Raw genomic sequence first — 17646 nt, forward strand, 5'->3', positions numbered from 1 at the left:
CATCCCACCTCCACTCGTTCGCAAACGGATCACAGCTCTATTCCGGGCTCCTCTTGCTCGATCTCCTGCTCCTTCATCTCGATCTCCATAGCGAGTTCCAACTCGGTGGGAGCGCGTGCAATCCGTTCGACTCCAGGGTTCGACTCCCGGTCCAGCAGGCGATCCAATGCAAGTATCAGGTTCGCTGCCGCCACCTGTTGCTCATCGACGATCAGCGGATCTTCACTCATCGGACCACCGCCTTGCCGATTGCATCTTGAGGGACTCCCATCGCGGGCCTCCACTGCGGCGAACATCCTCTTGCCGTCGTTTAGCGGCCTGCTCGATTAGGTGCTCAGGAAGCAGTGAACGGGCCACCGTTTCTATGAAGGCGGCATCTTCCTTCTGGACCATATGCCCCGTGACGAGAGCATAGAGTTGCGCAAGGCCTACAGGCACTTCAGAGGAGTTCGTTGAACATGAGCGATTGATTGCTTTGTCCATTAGTTCGAGTGACCGCTCGCGGTGCCAGATCTTTTCGGTCGAAGTCTTGTCGGCAAGCCAGCGGGACCAGTCGTCCGTGCGGGTGGCCTCCGCACGCGCTCGCTCGTCACTGTGCTCCTGCCTGATGCGCTTTTGCTCGGCTTCCCACCGCGCTTGCGCTTGCTTCAGTCCCTTCAAGGACAGCCAGTGACCGAACCACGTGGCGAGCCCGGCTACGACAGCTATCACCGTGGCCCACCAGCCGCCCGACATGTGCGGCAGGTTACTGGAGGCGCTTGGTCGGCCCGCGGAACCAGAGCGCCCGACGGTTTCGGCGCGTCGGCATGAGAGTCCCGGGCACCCACCCGTCCACTGTTCAGGGTTGACGCGAGGCAGCTCGTCGCGAGTGCGCCCCCAGGGACAGCCACTTTCCTCGTGTCGCAGTGGCTAGGTGTGCAGCGCGTCTGCTTCCTCGTCGCGAGTGGGCACGTCGGGACTCCGGTTCACGAAGGATCCGGCTGTCCTGGACGCGGTCTCGGCCCGACTATCTATCCTTGGCGCCGCACCGTCAGGCTTTCGCCGCCGTCCACTGCGGAAACCAAAGTGGGGTTGCTTGGATCGACAACTTCATAAACCTCCGTAGTGATCAGCAGGGTGTCCGCCGTTAGGTCAGTACCGGTAGGGGTGGTGAACTCGACTTGCTGATAAGTCCCAAATATGGTGCACGGGCCACAACCGTTTCCCTTGAGCTCTGCACTTGAGTCATCTTCGCGTATAAACCCAATACCCCACTGATCCCCGAAAAACATCGCCGGCCAGCGGAGTGGAACCTGACCATCTGCTTGGCTGATTCGCATCACGAGGAACGTTTGCCGCGCAACGGGATCTCCAGACAGAATGAAGCGAGCTGTCAATTCCCGTTCAGTGTAGGTATAACAGACCTCTGCAACGTAAACACCTTGACCTTCTCCGCGAGCACACGCCTCTTCCGGCGCCACAGAAGTGGCGCTCGCCACACTCTCCGCCGGCGCACTTTCGGCACCTCCGACACCTCCAAGCGCCTCGGTGAATGCCAGAGTCAGTTCCTCCAGTTCGGCGGAACGCGAGGCAGGGTAGTCGAATGCTGCATCAAGGATGGACTTATTGGCTTCTATGCAATCCCAGTCTCCTATTTCGATTCCTACGTTCAGGTGCTCCATGCCCTCACCGGGACGGGCCAGTAGGGCAGCGGTGCCTGCGGATAGGACCTTCGCCTCGTCATAACGAAGCGCTACCTCGACTACGTACACCCAGGGCACCTTGGAGGAGACCGACTGCTCCTCGGGTCCTACCGTTAGGGTCATGCGATCGACATCGCGAGCAGCTACCTCGTAACTGACGTCTTTCGTCATCGGGTATGGGAACTCAGGAATATTGGTAGGGAATTTGACCGAGTAGTTAGCTGATGCGCGGACCTCCCCGCCGATGCCTTGACAGTCCTCCATCTGCTTGGCGTAAAGAATATTGAACTCGATCTGAGAGACGAAGGCAGCCTCATCGCCTTCGTTCCGGAGAGTAATGTCGATCGTGTTCGAGTCGACCTGCCCCTCACTAGGAGGCGTCGCTCCTGTGATGTCGACCAGTTGAGCATCCACCGACGTGGGGTCCTGTACAGCGAAACGCTCCACCTCTAAGCGCGTGGTCTTCGGCCAGAGTTGAACGGCGCCGAAAATGAGCCCTACGATCGCAGCCAAGCCCGCTACAACAGTCCAAAAGCGGACTGACCCTTCCCCGAAAAGACCGCCCTTGTCTTTTGCTTCGGCGGCGGTAGCCCGCTCACTGTGCCGGCCTTGGCGCCGCCGCCCAGCGACCGAGGAACGGCGCGGTTGTCCCGCGTTAGGGTTGGCGCCGCTCGAGGGAGGTCTAGGCATCACAGTCTCCGGAGACGGGAAGAGTGCCGTGGCGAATCAACCTAGCGATGCAAGGGTCAGTTGTCTCTCCCAAGAGCGACTAACTTGCGCTCGCATTGCGTGACCCCCGCGGTAGGGCGAGGACGGAATCCGGGTCCCCTGGGGTGCTCCCGATCCCACGCCCCGTCTCGGCTTGTGTCTGGCAGGACACATGTCTATGAGTCTAGATATGGAGCGTCGTCTTGCCGGCCTGGGTGCCGCCGGACACCAGGATGTTGAGCCCGGCGGCGACCGCAGCCTCGAGGAAGCGGGCGGCCTGCGCGGTCAGCGTGCCGAGCGCGACCAGCTCGTCCAGCGAGTAGGCCTGGAGCACGAACTTGCGGATGTTGACGGCCATGTGCCGACGGGTGATGTCGGGGATGACGACGTGCAGCCGGGAGCCGTCGGGCATCATCGCGTCCACGAACGGGGTCGACATGTCGATCCGTCGACCCGACGTGCGCAGCATCCGCTCGACCAGGTCGGCCAGCTCACCGGGCGCGAGGATCGTCGTCGTCAGCTCGCTGCGGCCCCGCCGGGCGACGAACACCCGGCCGGGCTCGTTGACCCAGATCTCCTCGACCTCCGGGTCGTCCAGGTAGCGCTGCAGCGGCCCGAAGCCGGCCACCCGGTCCAGCACGTCGCGCACCACGGACTCGACGTCACCGATCGGCGGCAGCGCCGAGGTCAGCGAGCGCTCGGAGTAGTCGGCGACGACGTCGCGCACCAGCAGCCGCACCGGGCCCGGGTCGGTGAACGGGTCCAGCCCACGCCGGCGGATCAGCTCGCGGACCTCACCGTCCACGACGTCCAGAGCAGTCGGCACGCCCATCCCCCGTCGAACCGCGAGCAGTCGAATCGCGGGGACTGCAAGGAAACGGGCCCGTCCGATGGGGTGACGTCAGGCGATCTGTGGACAGACCACGGCCCGATCGGGGCCATGAACACCCGGCTGGGTGAACCTGGACGCGTCAGCCGGCGGCGCGGCGCACCGCGAGCTGAGGCGGTGCGGCCAGCGACTGCGCCACCACGCAGTACCGCTCGGTGAGCTGGGCGCGCTTCGCCAGCGCCGCGTCGTCGGCGGCGGCGTCGGTGTCCACCTGCGCCGGCCCCGACCAGGTCCGCACCGTGCCGGTGATGCCCGGGTCGGCGAACTCCGCGTGCGCCTCCATCGCGCGCACGCCGACGGCGGGTCGTCGCGGTAGCGCTGCTGGAGCGGCGCCTGCAGTTCGCGCAGTCGTGCGGCGTCCCTCCGACCTTCCGGGATGTGGCCGACCTCGGCGGGCGCTGCTCCAGTGGTCAGGGCTGCCGGGGTGCTCCGCCACGCTTTCGAGCAGGCAGGCCCCGACCGCCGCGCGCCCGAAGCTGTGGGACGGCGGAGGCGCACCGATGCCCAGTCGTGACCAGATGGGAACGAGGAGGTCATGGACGGCGGGCACCGTCCCTGCCATGGTTCGGCACCACGCCGACCGGAACGGGGTGAGCAGGGCATGACGGTCCCATTGGACGAGCAGACCGCCCGGCAGTGGCTGGCGGTCGCGATCGAGGAGGCCCGGGCCGGGCTGGCCGAGGGTGGCATCCCGATCGGCGGCGCCCTCATCGGGCCGGACGGCACCGTCCTCGGCCGCGGGCACAACCGGCGGGTGCAGGACGACGACCCGTCGGTGCACGGTGAGACCGACGCCTTCCGTAACGCCGGGCGCCAGGCGACCTACCGCGGCACGACGATGGTCACCACCCTCTCGCCCTGCTGGTACTGCAGCGGGCTGGTGCGCCAGTTCGGCATCTCACGCCTCGTCGTGGGTGAGTCGCGCACCTTCACCGGCGGCCACGAGTGGCTGCGTGAGAACGGCGTCGAGGTCCTGGTCCTCGACGACCCCGAGTGCGTGCAGATGATGACCGACTTCATCGCCGCGAACCCGCGCCTGTGGAACGAGGACATCGGCGAAGACGAGCAGGAGGCCGGCAGATGAGCAGCAGCACCAGCAGTCGGGACGACGTCGCGCAGGTGGCCGGTGAGGTCGACCCCGACTACCCCATCGACCCGGTCCCCCAGCACGCGCGCAAGTCGCTGTTCTCGCTGGCGATCGTGCTGCTGGGCTTCACCTTCTTCACCCCGACGATGCTCGCCGGTGCCCAGATCGGGGCCGCCTTCGAGGTCGGCACGCTGATCTGGGTGCTCCTGCTCGGCAGCGCCGTCCTCGGCGTGTACGTCGCCGCCATCGGTGGCATCGGCGCCCGCACCGGGCTGACCACGGTGATGATGTGCCGCTACTCGCTCGGCACCACGGGCGCCAAGTTCGCCTCGCTGCTGCTCGGCGGCACGCAGGTCGGCTGGTACGGCGTCACGGTCGCGACGCTGGCCGGGCTCACCGCGAGCGCGCTGGACTGGTCGGGCCGGGGCATCGAGATCGCGCTCATGCTGGCCGGCGGCGCGATCATGGGCGTCACCGCCTACTTCGGTTACAAGGGCATGTACGCCCTGTCCGTGGTCTCCGTCCCGCTGCTGCTCATCCTGGCCGGCTGGGTGACCTGGCGGTCGCTGGAGGAGGTCGGCGGGTGGAGCGGCCTGACCGCCATCGAGCCCGCGTCGACCATGACGATCGCCGCCGCGGTCACCATCGTCGTCGGCACCTTCGCCTCCGGCGGCACCCAGGCCCCGAACTGGACCCGCTTCGCGAGGACGCCGTCGGCCGGCTTCTGGGCCTGCGTCGTCGCCTTCCTGATCGGCGAGCTCCTCATGCTCGGGTTCGGCGCGATCGGGGCCATCTCCTTCGGCGAGGGCGACTTCGTCCTCGTCCTCTACCAGCTGGGGCTGGTCGGCTGGGGGCTGGTGTTCCTGGTCGCCAACCTGTGGACCACCAACGACAACACCGCCTACAACTTCGGCGTCGCGGGCGCGGAGATCGCCAATTCGCGGTCGAAGAAGCCGTTCGTCATCGGCGGCGTCGTCCTGGGCACGCTGCTGGCGATCACCGGCATCTACGACAACCTCATCGAGTACCTGGTCTGGCTGGGCATCCTGATCCCGCCGCTCGGCGGCGTCGTCATCGGTGACTTCCTCGCCCGCTGGCGGGGCGGCATGCCCGGTGCGTCGACGCTGCCCGCGTTCGAGTGGCGCAACCTCGGCGCCTACGTCGTCGCCGCGGTGGCCGCCTGGTGGAGCAACGAGGCCGGCTGGTTCATCCCGCCGGTCGTCGGCGTCCTCGTCGCGGTGGCAGCCGTCGTCGCCGTCCAGTGGGGACGGCGCCCGGCGCAGGAACCGGCGGCGCCCATGAACGGGGTCAGCACCCGGCGGTGACGGCCCGGGTCCGGTCGGCACCGCCGCCGACCGCCCACCGCAGCCCCACGAACCGGGTGAGCCCCACGGCCGCGGTCACCGTCCACACCACGGCCACCGCCCCCAGCGGACCGGCCGAGGCGGTCCACGGTTCGAGCGCGGCCAGCGCCAGGCTGGTGGCCACCAGCCCCGCGAGCGCCAGCCCCCCACCTGCCCACTGCGTCGTCGCCCAGCCTGCGCGGTGAGCGGCGCGGAAGGTCAGCCGGCGGTGCAGCTCGTTGGCGACGGCGGTCGAGACCACGACGCCCCCGAGGTTGGCCGCCTGGTCGCCCAGTACGGCGAGGAGCAGGAACAGCCCCAGGTAGACGAGGTTGGCCGAGCCACCGACGAGCGCGAACCGGGTGAACTGGGCCGGCGTCCGGTCGCTCCGCAGCCACGCTGCGACCGGCAGGGGTCGGCCCTCGGTGCCGATGTCGGCCCGGATGACCGGGGAGCGCTCGAGGACCGCTGCTGCCATGCCTCGAGCATCCGCGGTCGGGCCCTGCCGGCACATCGGGGAGGACCCTGGCCGGACCCTGGTTCCGGTGCCCTGATGACCATGTCCTGCCGGATCATCCGGCGCCGTCTCCCCGTGACAGGTCGACCGGCTGAGCGGTGCCCGCTCCTTCGGTCGGTCCGGTCCCCGCGTCGCGGAAGGTCGTCGTCGCGGCAGTGAAGCGCACCAGCAGCGCGGGTGAGAGGCGCATCAGCCGCCACGCGATCCGGGCCTGCCGGGGCGCGACGATGATCGCCCGGTTGCGATCCACGCCGCGCAGCACATCGGTGGCCAGGGCGTCGGCGCTGTAGAGGTGCCCGCCGCTGAGCTCGGTGATGACTGCACGGACGTCGGCGGCCTCCACCGTCGGCACGCGCGGCAGGTCGGAGGCCATGCCCTTGTCCAGCATCGGGGTGTCCACCCCGCCGGGGCACACCACGCTGACGCGCACGCCGTGGGCAGCGGCCTCACCACGCAGCGACAGCGACAGCCCGACCACCGCCCACTTCGTCGACGCGTAGGGGGTGAACCCGGGGTTGGGCAGCAGGCCGGCCACGGAGGCGACGTTGACGATGTGCCCGCACCCCTGCCGGAGCATCACCGGGTAGGCGGCCTGCACCCCGTGGACCACGCCCCGCAGGTTGACGTCGATGGCACGGTCCCAGTGCGCCAAGTCGAGCTCCTCGACCGGGCCGCCGATCCCGACGCCGGCGTTGTTGACCAGGAGGTCCAGCCGGCCCTGCTGCTCGACGATGCCGGTCACCAGCGCGGCGACCGCCGCCCCGTCCCGCACGTCCACCGCCGCCGCGGAGGCCCGTCCCGGACCCACGCCGGTGAGCTCCTCGGCGACCCGTGCCGCTCTCGCGCCGTCCGTGCCGGTGAGGACGACGCGGTCCCCGCGGCGCACCAGCGCCGCGCCCAGGGCGCGGCCGATCCCCGAGGTCCCGCCGGTCACGATCGCGACCCGCTGCATGGCCCACCCCTGACCGCACGCTGCCCTGGACCCACGTGCACGGAACAGCCTCCCGGTCGCGCCGGGTAGCGACCAGCCCCCGCTCAGCGGACGCGGGCGGTGGGAGCGATCGGCGACGGCGTGGAGCACCGCAGCGTCGGAGCACGTGACAGGGCGTAGCGACAGTCGATGACCAAGGCCAGCGGCAAGTCGATCGGGCGCCCCGACGCCACCGCCGGAGATCGTCGCCCGCGGCAAGAGGCACTGACCCCCGGCTTCCAGCGCTCCCCTCGGAGGCTCGCTCCGCACGGCACGGCTGCACGACTCCTTGCGGGCGAGCGGCGGGTGCTGCACAGTGCTGCGACCGCAGACGCAGGCGCCGAGCGCTCACGAGGGAGCAGGCATGACCCCAGGCACCGCCACCGTGCAGGGCCACCCCACCGGCGTCCTCCGCCGGCTGGCACCGCTGGCCGGGGCGGCCTCCGTGATCGCCGCCTACGCGGGGGCCTCGCTGGGTGACCTGGGCGGCGCGGGGATCGACCCCACGATGGCGCCGGACGTCCTCGTGGCGCGCATGCAGGACCACGTCGGTGCCCTGCGGGCGGGCGCCGCCCTGCTGTCGGTGGGCGCGGTGCTCGCCGCCGTCTTCGCCGGCCCCCTCTGGCAGCGGCTGCGGATGGCGTCGGGGCCGGTGGCCGTCGTGGGGGCCGCCGGCGCGGTCCTCGCCGCCGTCCACTGGCTGTCCTTCGCCTCCGACGGGATCGGCCTGGCCACCGCGGCCCACCTCGGCAACGGCGCCGCGGCGCAGGTGCTGCTCACCACGGGCTGGGAGAGCGCGCGCACCGCGGCCGTGCCCTCGCTGGTCATGGTGCTCGCGGTGGTGGTCGCCGGGTTCGGCTCCGGCACCTTCCCCCGCTGGTTCGGCTGGTTCAGCGCGGCGACCCTCGTGCCGCTGCTCGTCGCCCTGACGCCCGTCGGACCGTCCGGGCTGCTCGGCCTCGTGTTCGGCGGCCTGTGGCTGGTCGTGACCTCACTCGTCCTGGCCCGGGACGCTCGCGCCCGCTGACCGCCGCCGCTCAGCTCCCGGGCACGGGGCGGCGCAGCACCGAGGGGCGGCACACCACGGCCGCGCCGAGCACCATCACCGCCGTCACCACCAGGGCCGCGCCGACGGACAGCAGGTCGGCCAGCGCCCCGTTGAGCGCGGCGGCCAGCGGCCGCGACCCGACGAAGCCCATGAGCCAGAGGGCCATGATCCGGCCGATGTACTCCCGCGGCACGCGGTCGTAGAGCAGCGTCGTGATGCCGTTCATCGCGAGCGTCAGGCCGACGCCCCCGACGACGAAGGCGGCGACGGCGGAGGGCACGTCCCAGCTCGCCGCGAGGCCCACCGCCGAGCCGGCGAGCAGCACCAGCCCGGTCGTGGCCAGCTGGGCGTGGTCGAGCCAGCGGATCAGCGCCACCTGCGCGAAGAAGCCCAGGAAGGCACCCGCCCCGAAGGCCGAGGCCAGCACGCCGACCAGCTCCGGGCCGCCGCCGAGGACGTCCGCCAGCGAGGGGCCCAGGGTCACGGCCGGGTCGGCGCCGATGCCCACCGCGGTGACGCCGAGCAGCAGGACCCCCACCACCGGGTCGGTGCGCAGGTAGCGCACCCCGGCGATCACCGACAGCCGCGGACCGGGCGCGGTGGCGGCGCCCGGCGTCCGCAGCCGGAACACCGCGAGGAGGAAGACCAGGTGGCCGACGGCGGCGAGCCCGAAGGCGACGCCGTAGCCCGCGGTGGCGGCGACCACGCCGCCCACCGCCGGGCCGACCGCCCGGCCCACCGAGAAGGTGAGGTTGTCCAGCGCGACGGCCCGGGCCACCTCTCCGGGCCGCACCAGCGACGGCAGCAGCGCCTGCATCGCCGGCCCGCCGACGGAGAACCCGAGCCCGACCACCAGCGCGGTGACCATGACGACCCACGCCGGTACGTCGGAGACGTCGGGGGTCAGCAGCACCCAGCCGCAGAGGATCGAGGCACCGAGCGTGCACAGCGCCCGGCCGAGCAGGATCTGCCGGCGGGGGCTGCCCCGGTCGGCCATCGCACCGCTCAGCGGGGTCAGCACCAGCTGCGGCACGAACTGCGCGAAGCTCACGAGCCCGACGAGGAACGCCGACGCGGTGAGCTGCCAGACCAGCGCGGCGCTGGCGATGTTCTGGATCCAGATGCCGACGTTGGCCAGCAGCTTGCCGGCCCAGTAGGGACCGAAGACCGGATCGGTGACCAGCCGACGGGAGGGGCGGGGTGCGGCGGGCCCGGGCTCCGGTTCTCCTCCGCCGTCCACTTCCGTGCAATCTAGGCAGCGCCGCCCGATGCCGGCCACCCGGGTCCGGCGTGGACGTCCGAGGGCCCTCCTCCCCGGGTGGGGAGGAGGGCCCTCAGGTCGTGCGGTGGTGCGTCAGGAGAGGCCTACGGGGTCGGGCACTCCTCGTAGAAGACGCGCGTACCGGTGCGCACCGGGGTGGTGAACTCGCACCCGTAGTCCGGGTCGGCGACGACCTCGGGGTCGAGCACCGAGGCGCCGGCCGGCTTCACGCCGTCCTCCACCCAGTCGACGAGGTCGAGGAACTGGGACGCCGCCTCCTCGGGGGTGTACTCGCAGTGCCCCGCGGCCCGGATCGGCCGCTGCACGAGCAGCTCCGCGTTGCCCTGCGCGGCGACGTCGCGGGCGTAGTACTGCTCCATCGAGAACGGGACGTAGTAGTCGCCGAGCGTGTGCGAGGAGAGCACCGGGACGTCGATGTCACCGGTGATCGGGGGCACGGGCACCGACAGGTACGTCGACCGGGTCTTCGGCGCCGGCGCCACCCGCTCGATGCGCTGGTCGAGCGTGCTGCCGTCCTCGAACGTGTGGTCCACCGGGTAGTCCTGGTCGGCGTTCATCCACACCGCGCCCGGCAGCACACCGCCGAGCCCGCTGGGCTCGTTGGTCACGACGCCGTAGACGAAGTTCTGGCCCTCCCAGTAGCCGAATGCCTCGTCGTCGCCGGGGCGCTCGCCACCGGTGATCGCCGTGATGTTGTCGCGGAACACCTCGCCCTCCTCGGTGAGACCCGAGTACACCGGGGTCGGCGTGGTCGGGGTACCGAGCGCGGCCTTGAACTGCGGCACGGCCTGCGAGAAGTACTCCGCCTGCGACGGGAACGGGTAGGCGTCGACCCCGGAGAGGGTCTGCGCCAGCAGGTTGTAGTCGAGGAAGAAGTCGTAGAGCTCGTAGTCCCCCATGACGCCGCACATCGGCGCCGCGCCGTCCCACTCGACGCCGCGGTCGCGCTCGAGCAGCGTGCCGATGACGTGCCCGCCCATCGAGACGCCCTGCAGGTAGCGCCGGTCCGCCTTCCCGACGCGCGCGTCGAAGACCTGCGCGAGCCGCTCGGTGGCGAGCGCGCCGGCCTCGATGTCGTACCGGTTCTCGCCGTAGGACGACGCCGCCCAGGCGAAACCGTTCTCGATGTAGGTGCGCCGCAGGTCGTAGCTCGGGTCGCTGACGTAGACGGTGGTGCCGGTGCCGCGGTAGCCGTGCTCCCAGAAGACGACGTCGCCGTTCCAGTCCAGCGGCACCTCGATGCGGTAGGCGGAGCCGCGGTCGATGCCGTAGAGCACCTTGCTGATCGGGTTGCCGGCCTCGTCGGTGAGCGGCACGAACTCCGCGCCCTGCCCCCCGTTCACGTAGTCGTACCGGGGGTCGGCGACCGTCCAACGGAGGTTGTAGACCGGCTCCTTCGGGGACTGCTGGACCGGCTGCCATTCAGGGTTCGACGACTGGGGGGCGGCGAGGGCCGAGCCCCCGAGGGTGAACGTCCCGAGGCCGACGCCTGCGGCGACGGCGAGGGGGACCAACCGGTTGCGGTGCAGGGACAAGATGCGACTCCTTCGTCGACACTGTGCTGCGCGTCACTGGGGCGCCCTTGTCTACCCCACGGACGGGGGAACCGGATAGCCGGGTCTCGGAACGGGGGCGCTCAGCGCAGCGTGGCGACGACCAGGTGCGGGCCGGGCTCGGCGAGCGCCTGGCGCAGCTGCTCGGCCAGCTCCTCCGCCGTCGCCGCCCGGCTGGCCGGCACGCCCATCCCCTCGGCGATCCCGACGAAGTCCAGCCTGGGGCCGCCGAGGTCGAGCAGCTTGCGGGCGCGCTCGCCGTCGTTGGCCGCGCCCACCCGGGAGAGCTCGTGCTCGAGGATCTTGTACGAGCCGTTGTCGCAGACGATCGTCGTGATGTCGGCCTGCTCGCGGGCGTAGCTCCACAGCGCCGAGATCGTGTACAAGGCGCTGCCGTCGGCCTGGATGCCGATCACCGGCCGGTCCGGGCAGGCCACCGCGGCGCCCAGCGCCATCGGCAGCCCGTCGCCGATCGCGCCGCCGGTCAGCGCGAGCCAGTCGTGCCGCGGGCCGGCCGAGGTCATCTCGGTGAGCCCGGCCCCGGAGCTGATCGCCTCGTCGACGACGATCGCGTTCTCCGGCAGCAGCGCGCCGACGACGGCGGCCATCGTGCGCGGGGTCAACCGGCCGGTGGGCAGCTCGGGGCGTTCGAACTCGGCGACCTCGGGCTTCGCGTCCGGCGCGACCAGGTCGGCGAGCGCCCGCAGCGCCGCGGTGCCGTCCTCCCCCGGCGCGCTGAGCACGTGCACGGTGCAGTCCTCGGGCACCGGGTGGCCGGGCACCCCGGGGTACCCGAAGAAGTGCACCGGCGCCGTCGCCCCGGCCAGCACGAGGTGGCGGGTGCCGGCGAGGGCGGCCATCGCCATCTCCGGCGGGTAGGGCAGCCGGTGCAGGTCGGGCAGCCCCGCACCGCGCGCCGACCGGGCCGGGAAGGTCTCCACCATCAGTCGCACGCCGGTGCCCGCGGCGACCTGCGCGGCGGCGAGCTGACCCTCCTCCCCCATGACGTCGCCGCCGAGGAGGAGCACCACCGGCTCGTCGGCGCGCACGACCGCGGCGACGTCCTCCACCACGGACGGCGCGACCCGCGGCAGCGGCCGGGCCGGGCGGGGCCCGGCGACGGCGGCGCCCTCCTCCCACGACACGTCGGCGGGAAGGATCAGCGTCGCGATGCCGCCGGTGGCGACCGCGGCCACCGCGTCGGCGGCGTCGGCGGCGACGTCGGCCGGTGACAGCGAGCGGCGCACCCACGCGGAGAAGGTGCCGGCGACGGCGTCGATGTCGGACTCCAGCGGCGCGTCGAGCCGCTTGTGCGAGCGCGCGTGGTCGCCGACGACGTTGAGCATCGGCGCCCGGCCGCGGCGGGCGTTGTGCAGGTTGGCCAGCCCGTTGCCCATGCCCGGGCCCAGGTGCAGCAGCGTCGCGGCGGGCCGTCCGGTCATGCGCGCCCAGCCGTCGGCCGCGCCGGTCGCGACGCCCTCGAAGAGCGTCAGCACCCCGCGCATCTCCGGGACGTCGTCCAGGGCGGCGACGAAGTGCATCTCCGACGTCCCGGGGTTGGCGAAGCAGACGTCGACGCCCGCGTCGACCAGGGTCCGGATCAGTGCCTGTGCGCCGTTCACACCTGCCGACCCTGGCACGCCCCCCGCGCGGCGTCGACCGGAGCCCCCGCCAGGCCTCGCAGCTGGGCCTGCGCGGGCCTGTGGACAACCCCGGGAGGGGCGCGATCCCGCTGTTACGTTCCGCCGCGTACCCGCCCCGCCGGTGCGGGGAGCACCCGGACCTCCCGATTGGAACCCACCATGGCGAACGTCAACGTCACCTACCAGCAGATGGAGGACGCCGCCGGCCGGCTCACCAGCGGGCGGGCCGAGATCGACGGCATGCTCGCGCAGCTGAAGAGCCTGGTCGACCAGCTGGTCGCCGACGGCTACGTCACCGACGCCTCCAGCCGCAGCTTCGCCGCCTGCTACGACGAGTTCACCACCGGCGCCCGGAACACCGTCGCGGGCCTCGACGGCATGGCCCAGTACCTCACCCAGGCCGCCGCCACCTTCCGCGACGCCGACGCCCAGCTGGCCGGAGCCCTCGGCCGCTGACCGCACCACCGCCCTCCCGACGGCCGCCCCGCCCCGCGCGAGGCGGCCGTCGCCGTTCCCCGGGGCCGGCAGCGGTCACAGCACGGGGACGGCGACGGTGCACAGGGCGCCGTCGCCGAGGTGCAGCAGCCCGCGCCCGGGGCGCACCGCCCCGCCGAGTGCGCTGCGCGGGACCCGCACGCCGATCAGGTCGCCGTCGATGCTGCCCTGCGGCGAGAGCAGCACGCCCTGCCGGGCCTTGCGCGCCTCCACCTGCCAGCCCGACAGGCCGGTGCAGAGCGCGTCGGCGTTCCCGCCCAGCACGAGGGCGCGGCCGGGCACGGTCCCCCGCACGACCTCGCGGAACACCTCGGCCGCGGGGCAGTCCCGCAGCACCTCGCCGTCGTCGAGGAGCAGCACCAGCGGCCGGCCGGGTTCCGCGGTGAGCAGCTCCCGCCACCGGTCGGCGGGCGTCGCAGGGTCCACGACGACGTCGATCACCCCGGGACGGCCTGCCAGCGCCCGCAGCGGCGAGGGCCTCGGGGCGCCCAGGACGACCGGCGTGCCCCGCCGCAGCAGCGACTCGGCCATGACGGCCAGCAGCGTGCTCCGGCCCGAGCGTGCCGGCCCCGCGACGACGAAGGCCGGCCCCCGCTCGACCAGGTCCGGCCCGGTGGCGGCCAGCTCGTCGCCGCCGACGCCGACCAGCGCGAACCCGGCGCCGGCGCCGGCCGGGCGCAGGTCCCACGCGGCCTCGAAGGGGAGCCGCGACGGCAGCACGTCGACGCGGAAGGGGCGGGCCGGCCGCGGCACCAGCGCGTCCCGCACGTGCGCCTCCTTCGCGATCGCGGCCAGCGCCGCCGCCTGCCCCTGCCCCGACGCGTCCTCGCCGAGCAGCGCCACCTGCGTCTCGACCACCCCCTCGACCGTGACCGCCCGGCCCGGCGGCAGCCACTCGGGCACCTGCCGGCCGGGGACGCCGACCAGCGGGTAGTCGCCCCGGTCGGCCAGCCGCATCACCAGCCGGCCGTCGGTGAGCGACGACAGCCGGCCGGTGCCCAGCGACCGGTCGCCGGTGATGACGACGGAGATCCCCGCCGAGGCGCCCTCGCGCAGCAGAGCCGTGACCACGTCGGTGAGCCGACCGCCGTCCACCTCGCCGAGAACCGGTGTGAACCCCTCCCACCGGTCCAGCAGCAGGAGGACGTGCGGCAGCCGCTCGTCCGCCGGCACCGAGCGGCGCTGCTCGGTGACATCGGCGAAGCCGCCCTCGGCCAGCACCTGCTGGCGGTGCTCCAGCTCCCGGGCGAGCCGGTCGAGCAGCCGGGTGGCGCGCTCGGTCTGCGTGCGGGTCACCACCGCGCCGCAGTGCGGCAGGTCGGCCAGCGGCAGGAGCGCGCCGTTGCCGCAGTCGAGGGCGTAGAGGTGCACGTCCGCGGTCGAGCAGCGCGCGCCGACCGCACCCGCCAGCGTGCGCAGCAGCTGGGAGCGCCCGCTCTTCGGCGAGCCGACGACCAGCAGGTGCCCGTCGGCCGCGGGGTCGAAGGCGGCCACCCGCCGGACCTGGCGCGCCGGGAGGTCCTGCAGGCCGTACGGCAACCAGGTGGGTGGGACCCCGTCCGCCGGTGCCGTGAGGTCGGCGGCCGCCACGCGCGCGGGCAGGGCCGGCAGCCACGGGCTGCGCTGCCCGGGCACCCCGTCGGCGGCGGCCGCGGCCCGCACGGCGTCGACCAGCACCGAGAGGTCGGTCTCCTCCACGTCGGAGGGACGGGCCGCCGTCGCCGGCTTCCGCGGCGGCGCGTACCCGAGCTGGTGCCAGCCCACCGGGACGACGAAGGGTGCGGCCGCGGCGACGGCGCGCCGGCCCGGCCGGCGCCCACCGACCCGACCGGCCTGGAACGGCACCAGCGCGCCGTGCCCGAGCCGGGCGAACCCGCGGCCCGGCGCGCCCTTCGGGATCCGCGCCGCGTCGGGCGCGTCGAGCACGTCGCTGCTGTCCGCCCCGTCGGTCACCCGGAGCGAGATGCGCAGGTTGGTGTTGGCGCGGATCTCCGGCGACACCACCCCGCTGGGCCGCTGGGTGGCCAGGAGCAGGTGGATGCCCAGCGACCGCCCCCGCTGGGCGACGTCGACGAGGCCGGTCACGAAGTCGGGCAGCTCCCGGGCCAGCGACGCGAACTCGTCGATCACGATGAGCAGCCGCGGCAGGGGCGGCCGGCCGGGCTCGCGGGCCTGCAGCTCGACGTAGTCCTCGAGGTCCTTCACCCCGGCGGCGGCCAGCCGGTGCTCCCGGTGGGTGAGCTCGGCGCGCAGCGAGGTGAGCGCCCGCTGCACGAGGTGGGCGTCCAGGTCGGTGACCATGCCGACGGTGTGCGGCAGGTGCACGCAGTCCCCGAACGCGCTGCCGCCCTTGTAGTCGACCAGCACGAGGTTCAGCGCGTCCGGCCGGTTGGCCACCGCCAGCGACGCGATCACCGTCTGCAGCAGCTCGGACTTGCCGGCGCCGGTCGTGCCGGCGACCAGCCCGTGCGGCCCGTCGGCGCGCAGGTCGAGGGTGAACGGCCCGTGCAGGCCGGCGCCGGCGACCAGCCGGGTGGTGCGCCTCTCCCGCTGCCAGCGCGCCCGCACGCCGTCGGCGGTGGGCGGCTCCAGGCCCAGCAGGTCGAGCAGCCGGACGCTGCCCGGTAGGACGGCGTCGTCCTCCTCCGGGCTCGCGTCGCGCAGCGGGGCCAGCGCCCGGGCCGCCCGCTCGGCGAGCTCCGCGGGCACCGGCTCGGCCAGCACGGCCGGCACCGGGTCGAACCCGCTGCGCCGGAGGACCAGCCGGGCCTCCTCCGCCGGGTCGAGGACCGCGGTGGCCGTCGCCGCCTCGGGCAGGAAGCGCTCCTCCTCGTCGGCGCAGACGGCGTACACCCCGACCGCCGGGCCGTCCTGGAGCACCTGGGCCAGCCCGGGGGTCGCCCGCAGCGCGCGGAAGCCGTCGACCACGAGCACGTGCGCCGGGAAGGACTCGGGCAGGACCCGGCCACCCCCGGCGCCCCCGGCGCGGCGGGCCCGGACCAGCGCCGTCAGCTCCGCGACGCGGGCGGTCACCGAGTCGGCGTCGTTCCCGACGAGCGCGGCCGGCCCCTCGCCGTCGGCCGGGCGGGCGTGCGGCAGCCAGCGCACCCAGTTCCACTCGGCCCTGCCCCGCGGCGCCAGCAGCGTGACCCCGACGTCGCGCGGCGGGTGGGTGACCGCGAGCTGGAGCACGACCCACCGGAGCAGCCCGGCGAGTGGCCCGGCCGGGCCGGCCAGCCCGAGGACGCCGGCCTCGCGCAGCGGCACCACCGCGGGGACGGCGTGCACCGTGCGCTGCGCCGGCGGCTCGTCGCCGCCGGCGCGGTCGGTGACCACCACGCGGGCGGGGAGGTCGGCGGTGCCCAGGCGCAGGTCGAGGGCGTCGGGGTCGGTGCGGCGCCGCTCCCACAGCCGGCGGCCGGGCAGGACGGCGGTGAGCAGCGCGGTCGCCGGGTCGGGGTGGGCGTCGCGGCGGCGGGCGGTCTCCTCGGCGACGGCGTGCTCGATCCGCTGCCGGGCGCGGGCCAGCTCCTGCTCGTGCTCCGCCCGCTCCCGGCGCTGCTCCCGGGCGCTCTGCCGGCGGTCCGCCACGGTGCTGCCGATCACCACGACCGGGCTGGCCACGGCGAACACCAGGTACAGCGGCGAGCGCATGACGACGGCGAGCACCACGCCCACCAGCAGCGGCGCCAGCACCACGAGCCAGGGCAGCCGGCGCGGTTCGCGGGGCCTCGGCGCCTGCGGCAGCTGCACGCGCACCTCGCGCGCCGACGGCAGCAGCCGCGGTGCCCGGACGAAGGCGCGCGCCCCCGGGCCGGCCGGCTCGACCGCGGCGTCGGCGACCGGGGCGGGCCCGACCACCAGCCGGGTGTCACCGAGCTGCACGACCTGCCCGGGCGCCACCGGCACGTCGTCGTCCTCAGGCACGGGCTCGCCCTCCAGCGCGGTGCCGTTGGCCGAGCCGAGATCGCGCAGCGTGGCACCGTCCGCACCCAGCCTCAGCAGGGCGTGCCGGCGGGACATGGCGCGGTCGGTGAAGCCGAACCCGCTGCGGCGGCCGAGCTCGTGCCCTCCGGCCGGCAGCTCCGCGACCAGGCCGCTGTCCGGCCCGCCGAGCACCCGCAGCTGCCAGCCGTGGGTGCGCCCCGCGGCCAGGGAGGGAGCCAGGTGGACGACAGCGCCGTCGACGAGGTCGCTCTCCCCCACCGGCTGCTCGTCGTCGAGCCGGGCGCCGGCGAGCCACACCCCGCGGGCGGGCACGCCGGCCACCCGGGCCAGCTCCGCGCCGACCCGGCCGACCGGCAGGTCGTCGTCCACGTCGACGACGACGTCGAGCGACGTGCCGTCGTCCTGCGCGATGCTCAGCTGGACCCGCACGCCCGGACGGTAGGCGGAGGCGCCGGTCCCGGGCGTCCGGCCTTGTGGATAA

General features: G+C 73.2%; 15 protein-coding genes. 4 read left to right on the forward strand and 11 right to left on the reverse strand.

Annotation, left to right across the window (positions count from 1 at the left end):
• Window positions 1-29 precede the first annotated feature (29 nt).
• The 5 genes from ACI79W_RS17100 to ACI79W_RS17120 form a co-directional block, all read right to left on the reverse strand.
• Window positions 30-230: a hypothetical protein gene (locus tag ACI79W_RS17100; RefSeq protein WP_456563283.1), complete on the reverse strand. Its 201-nt coding sequence runs from the start codon at window positions 228-230 to the stop codon at window positions 30-32.
• Window positions 223-735 (reverse strand): hypothetical protein, encoded by a 513-nt coding sequence (locus ACI79W_RS17105; protein ID WP_456563284.1) that lies wholly within the window; start codon window positions 733-735, stop codon window positions 223-225. The genes ACI79W_RS17100 and ACI79W_RS17105 overlap by 8 nt, the downstream gene beginning before the upstream one ends.
• Window positions 736-1010: 275 nt before the next feature.
• Window positions 1011-2195 (reverse strand): hypothetical protein, encoded by a 1185-nt coding sequence (locus ACI79W_RS17110; protein ID WP_456563285.1) that lies wholly within the window; start codon window positions 2193-2195, stop codon window positions 1011-1013.
• Between the two features lie 379 nt (window positions 2196-2574).
• The gene (locus ACI79W_RS17115) at window positions 2575-3216 is read right to left on the reverse strand and encodes an ATPase, T2SS/T4P/T4SS family (RefSeq protein ID WP_456563286.1); all 642 of its coding nucleotides are present in this window, start codon (window positions 3214-3216) and stop codon (window positions 2575-2577) included.
• Window positions 3217-3361: 145 nt separating this feature from the next.
• The gene (locus tag ACI79W_RS17120; protein WP_456563287.1) at window positions 3362-3571 is read right to left on the reverse strand and encodes a hypothetical protein; all 210 of its coding nucleotides are present in this window, start codon (window positions 3569-3571) and stop codon (window positions 3362-3364) included.
• A 309-nt stretch (window positions 3572-3880) separates the two neighbouring features.
• Here ACI79W_RS17120 and ACI79W_RS17125 point away from each other — a divergent pair, with 309 nt between their 5' ends.
• Both ACI79W_RS17125 and codB read left to right on the forward strand, forming a co-directional pair.
• Window positions 3881-4363: a nucleoside deaminase gene (locus ACI79W_RS17125; RefSeq protein ID WP_456563288.1), complete on the forward strand. Its 483-nt coding sequence runs from the start codon at window positions 3881-3883 to the stop codon at window positions 4361-4363.
• Entirely contained in the window at window positions 4360-5691 is a 1332-nt protein-coding gene (codB, locus tag ACI79W_RS17130; protein ID WP_456563289.1) for a cytosine permease, read from the forward strand. The genes ACI79W_RS17125 and codB overlap by 4 nt, the downstream gene beginning before the upstream one ends.
• On the opposite strand, the gene ACI79W_RS17135 is transcribed toward codB, so the two are convergent.
• Both ACI79W_RS17135 and ACI79W_RS17140 read right to left on the reverse strand, forming a co-directional pair.
• A complete protein-coding gene (locus ACI79W_RS17135; RefSeq protein WP_456563290.1) occupies window positions 5675-6187 on the reverse strand; it encodes a GtrA family protein in 513 nt (170 codons plus the stop codon). The two genes, codB and ACI79W_RS17135, sit on opposite strands and share 17 nt — an antisense overlap.
• Before the next feature lie 94 nt (window positions 6188-6281).
• The gene (locus ACI79W_RS17140; protein WP_456563291.1) at window positions 6282-7178 is read right to left on the reverse strand and encodes an SDR family NAD(P)-dependent oxidoreductase; all 897 of its coding nucleotides are present in this window, start codon (window positions 7176-7178) and stop codon (window positions 6282-6284) included.
• Window positions 7179-7560: 382 nt separating this feature from the next.
• Here ACI79W_RS17140 and ACI79W_RS17145 point away from each other — a divergent pair, with 382 nt between their 5' ends.
• The gene (locus tag ACI79W_RS17145; protein ID WP_456563292.1) at window positions 7561-8223 is read left to right on the forward strand and encodes a hypothetical protein; all 663 of its coding nucleotides are present in this window, start codon (window positions 7561-7563) and stop codon (window positions 8221-8223) included.
• Between the two features lie 10 nt (window positions 8224-8233).
• Here ACI79W_RS17145 and ACI79W_RS17150 read toward each other — a convergent pair whose 3' ends face one another.
• The 3 genes from ACI79W_RS17150 to ACI79W_RS17160 form a co-directional block, all read right to left on the reverse strand.
• Window positions 8234-9484: an MFS transporter gene (locus ACI79W_RS17150; protein ID WP_456563293.1), complete on the reverse strand. Its 1251-nt coding sequence runs from the start codon at window positions 9482-9484 to the stop codon at window positions 8234-8236.
• A gap of 125 nt (window positions 9485-9609) precedes the next feature.
• On the reverse strand, window positions 9610-11061 hold the full coding sequence (locus ACI79W_RS17155; protein ID WP_456563294.1) for an esterase: 1452 nt from the start codon (window positions 11059-11061) through the stop codon (window positions 9610-9612).
• A gap of 101 nt (window positions 11062-11162) precedes the next feature.
• Window positions 11163-12701, reverse strand: a complete 1539-nt coding sequence (locus ACI79W_RS17160; RefSeq protein WP_456563295.1) for an acetolactate synthase large subunit — start codon at window positions 12699-12701, stop codon at window positions 11163-11165.
• 180 nt (window positions 12702-12881) lie between these two features.
• On the opposite strand from ACI79W_RS17160, the gene ACI79W_RS17165 reads away from it, so the two are divergent.
• Window positions 12882-13178 carry a WXG100 family type VII secretion target gene (locus tag ACI79W_RS17165; protein WP_456563296.1) on the forward strand — a complete coding sequence of 99 codons (297 nt, stop codon included), beginning with the start codon at window positions 12882-12884 and terminating at the stop codon, window positions 13176-13178.
• Window positions 13179-13253: 75 nt separating this feature from the next.
• Here ACI79W_RS17165 and ACI79W_RS17170 read toward each other — a convergent pair whose 3' ends face one another.
• Complete coding sequence (locus tag ACI79W_RS17170) at window positions 13254-17594, reverse strand: FtsK/SpoIIIE domain-containing protein (protein ID WP_456563297.1); 4341 nt, start codon at window positions 17592-17594, stop codon at window positions 13254-13256.
• Window positions 17595-17646 lie beyond the last annotated feature (52 nt).

Source organism: Blastococcus sp. SYSU DS0533, from assembly GCF_054050775.1.

Excerpts from the sequence above, each read along its gene's own strand:
- ACI79W_RS17165 (WP_456563296.1), top strand. The coding sequence starts at position 12,882 with ATGGCGAACGTCAACGTCACCTACCAGCAGATGGAGGACGCCGCCGGC.
- ACI79W_RS17105 (WP_456563284.1), bottom strand. The coding sequence starts at position 735 with ATGTCGGGCGGCTGGTGGGCCACGGTGATAGCTGTCGTAGCCGGGCTC.
- codB (WP_456563289.1), top strand. The coding sequence starts at position 4,360 with ATGAGCAGCAGCACCAGCAGTCGGGACGACGTCGCGCAGGTGGCCGGT.
- ACI79W_RS17145 (WP_456563292.1), top strand. The coding sequence starts at position 7,561 with ATGACCCCAGGCACCGCCACCGTGCAGGGCCACCCCACCGGCGTCCTC.
- ACI79W_RS17125 (WP_456563288.1), top strand. The coding sequence starts at position 3,881 with ATGACGGTCCCATTGGACGAGCAGACCGCCCGGCAGTGGCTGGCGGTC.
- ACI79W_RS17140 (WP_456563291.1), bottom strand. The coding sequence starts at position 7,178 with ATGCAGCGGGTCGCGATCGTGACCGGCGGGACCTCGGGGATCGGCCGC.
- ACI79W_RS17100 (WP_456563283.1), bottom strand. The coding sequence starts at position 230 with ATGAGTGAAGATCCGCTGATCGTCGATGAGCAACAGGTGGCGGCAGCG.
- ACI79W_RS17135 (WP_456563290.1), bottom strand. The coding sequence starts at position 6,187 with ATGGCAGCAGCGGTCCTCGAGCGCTCCCCGGTCATCCGGGCCGACATC.